We start from the raw sequence: 2746 nt of genomic DNA on the forward strand, positions 1-2746 counted from the left end.
TCGTCTGCGGCATCGTCACCATGTCGAGCCCGGTGCCGTCGCCGGTGAGGTTCATCATCTCGAGCTCGGCCGCGCTGAGCGGACGGGCGTAGCCCTTGGCGCGCGCGAACAGTACCGAGGTCAGCAGCTTGTGGGTCTGGAGCATCGGCCCGACGTCGATGTCGAGCACCATCGCATGCATCGCCCAGCCCTGCGCGGTGTTGCCGATCTTCTCGTGCTCCGACCAGGTGTCCGGCACCGCCTTGGCATGCGCCACCATTTTCTTCAGCACGACGAGCTTGTGCTCGAGCGACTGGCGCGCCGGACCGGAGGTCCGCGTCACCTTGTCGGAGAGCACGCGAATGAACTCATGGCCCTGCTCGGCCAGCAGCTCGACGCTGTTGGTGGTGAGGAGCTGGTTATAGCCCATCGCGGTCGAGATCGCGCGCTTGCCGCCATGCTCGATGCCCGCCTGCACGTCGTAACTGCCGGTGCCGCCGGTCTCGAACGAATAGACCCGGACGGCCTGCTGGCGCGTCAGGCCCGAGGCGAGCGCATAGCGCGCATAGGCGCGCTTGAACTCGACCTCGCTGGACGGACGCTGCGGCGTGAACTGGTAGAGCTCCTGCGCCGCGCGCAGCAGATCGGCGACGACCGGTATCGGCTTTTTGGTCGGGCGCTCCGGCGTTTCCTCCGGCTCCGGATTCACCGGCCGCTTCGGCCCGTTATAGAGCGGCGGGTGCTCCAGCACGTAATCGTCGAGTGTGATCTGCTGCCCGCTGCGCCGCTTGGCATTGCGTGTCTTCCGCTTCTCGGAGATCTGGCTCCAATAGGCGCCGGCTTCCTCGTCGAAGGCCGCGCGCGCGGCCTGATACTCCCCGAGCTTGCGGCGATATTCGAGCACGGCGGGCGATGCCGAGCCTTGCGCAAAAAACTGCGACAGGAGCTGGGCTTTGGCATCGCGGACGGCGGGCGGCAGCGCGTCGGACGCGCCGCCACGCGCGGCAGGCGCGGCAGGCGCGAGCAGGACGAGCAGGACGAGCGCGAATGGAACCAGCGCAAGGCTCTTTCGAATCGAATGATGCATGCCGCCCTCTTAACAGGCATCCGGTAACCGTCACGTTAACGCGCCGTTTACCATCGTCACTTCCAGGCGAACACCGGCTGTTCCAGCTCGGTCACGCGGGTCTGCCGCCCCGCCAGCACCTCGCGGAACTGGTAGATCAGCGCCGCCGTCGGCGCGTGGATCAGACTCGCCTGATGATGGAAACGGATGACGCGGCGCGCGCTCTCGGGGATCGCGACGAAGTCGAAGGCGTCGTCGCGCTCGATCGTGGCGAGCGCGATGCGATGCACGGAGGCGACCTCGTCCGGGTTCGGACGGATCGCGGCGTCGTCGGTGGCCCAGACCACGACCGGCGTGATCAGATAGCCGGAGCGGGTCGGATAATCATCGAGCGTGCCGAGCACCTCCGCGCTGGTGAGGCGAAGGCCGAGCTCTTCGTCGAGCTCGCGCAGCGCCGCCTCGACCGGCGTCTCGCCGGCATCGCAGCGTCCACCCGGCAGGGCCCATTGGCCGCGATGGGCGCGCAGGTGCGATGCGCGCAGCGTGAGCAGGAACGCGGTGTCATCCCCCTCGCCCGCAGCGGTCAGCGCGACCGCCACCGCGGCGCGCTTCAGCGCCGGCGCCGCGCCGTCTTCCGGCAGCCGCGTGAAGGCCGCGCAGGCGGCCGCGATATTCCGCCGTGTGGCATCGTCGAACGATCTCATCATGCTTGACTACACCACGTCCGCCCCCGATGAAATGAGATCGCAAAGGCCCGCAGAGGAATGGACGACGAGATGACCAACAAGGCCGCCGCAAGGCTGAAATCGGAGAGCTGGACCATCCTCGAGACCACGGGCTTCATGCATCTGATCGGCCCCTTGTGGGAGCGCAAGGTCGACGGCCATTACGAATTCGCACTCGCCACCGAGGACAAGCATCACAACCGCCGCGGCATGGTCCAGGGCGGCGTGATGATGACGTTCGCCGACCGCACCTGCGGCATGACCGCCCGCTATGTCTCCGGCAGGGAGTTCATGGCGACGGTGCAGCTCGACACCCATTTCGTCGAGGCCGGCCAGATCGGCGACATCCTGATCTCGCGCCCGCGCGTGGTGCGCTCGACGCGCAGCCTCATCTTCATGAGCACCGAAGTCACCGTCGAGGGCCGCTGCATCGTGATGGCGAACGGCGTGTTCAAGATCTTGAAGGGGCCGGCGTAGCGTTAGGTTGCCACTGCGGCCGCCACAAAACTCCCGTGGCGTCCCGGCCTTCGCCAGGACGACGATGTGGAGGCAGTGGCGGCTCAAGAAACCTCGTCATTGCGAGCGCAGCGACTTGTCCGCCGAAGCTTTAGCGAAGGCGGAAGCAATCCCGACGCGTTCCGCGGACGCATCTCTGGATTGCTTCGCTGCGCTCGCAATGACGGCGCGGGATGGCTATGCTGCCGGCTTCGACAGCGTTGAGGAAGCAGCCCATGCAATACCGCCAGCTCGGCCGCACTGGCCTGAAAGTCTCGCCGATCTGTCTGGGCACCATGATGTTCGGCGGACCGACCGATGAGGCCGCATCAAAGCGGATCATCGCGAAAGCCCACGAGGCCGGGATCAATTTCATCGACACCGCGGACGCCTATTCGAAGGGCGGATCCGAAGAGGTAGTGGGCCGCGCGATCGGCAACAACCGCCATGCCAGGGTGCTGGCGACCAAGCTCGCCAACCC

4 protein-coding genes are annotated in these 2746 nt (G+C 66.5%); 2 read left to right on the forward strand and 2 right to left on the reverse strand.

What is annotated here, in order from left to right; genetic code table 11:
* Positions 1–1066: hypothetical protein (locus AC1D00_RS35240; RefSeq protein ID WP_477013843.1), on the reverse strand; the 1066-nt coding region annotated here is incomplete at its 3' end.
* Between the two features lie 56 nt (positions 1067–1122).
* On the reverse strand, positions 1123–1752 hold the full coding sequence (locus AC1D00_RS35245) for an NUDIX hydrolase (protein ID WP_477013844.1): 630 nt from the start codon (positions 1750–1752) through the stop codon (positions 1123–1125).
* A 69-nt stretch (positions 1753–1821) separates the two neighbouring features.
* Here AC1D00_RS35245 and AC1D00_RS35250 point away from each other — a divergent pair, with 69 nt between their 5' ends.
* Both AC1D00_RS35250 and AC1D00_RS35255 read left to right on the forward strand, forming a co-directional pair.
* Positions 1822–2247, forward strand: a complete 426-nt coding sequence (locus AC1D00_RS35250) for a PaaI family thioesterase (RefSeq protein WP_477013845.1) — start codon at positions 1822–1824, stop codon at positions 2245–2247.
* 254 nt (positions 2248–2501) lie between these two features.
* The coding region (locus AC1D00_RS35255) for an aldo/keto reductase (RefSeq protein WP_477013846.1) at positions 2502–2746 on the forward strand (245 nt) is incomplete at its 3' end.

Source organism: Bradyrhizobium sp. P2_E8, assembly GCF_056403875.1.

Coding starts and splice junctions, on each gene's coding strand:
- AC1D00_RS35245 (WP_477013844.1), bottom strand. CDS start 1,752: ATGATGAGATCGTTCGACGATGCCACACGGCGGAATATCGCGGCCGCC.
- AC1D00_RS35250 (WP_477013845.1), top strand. CDS start 1,822: ATGACCAACAAGGCCGCCGCAAGGCTGAAATCGGAGAGCTGGACCATC.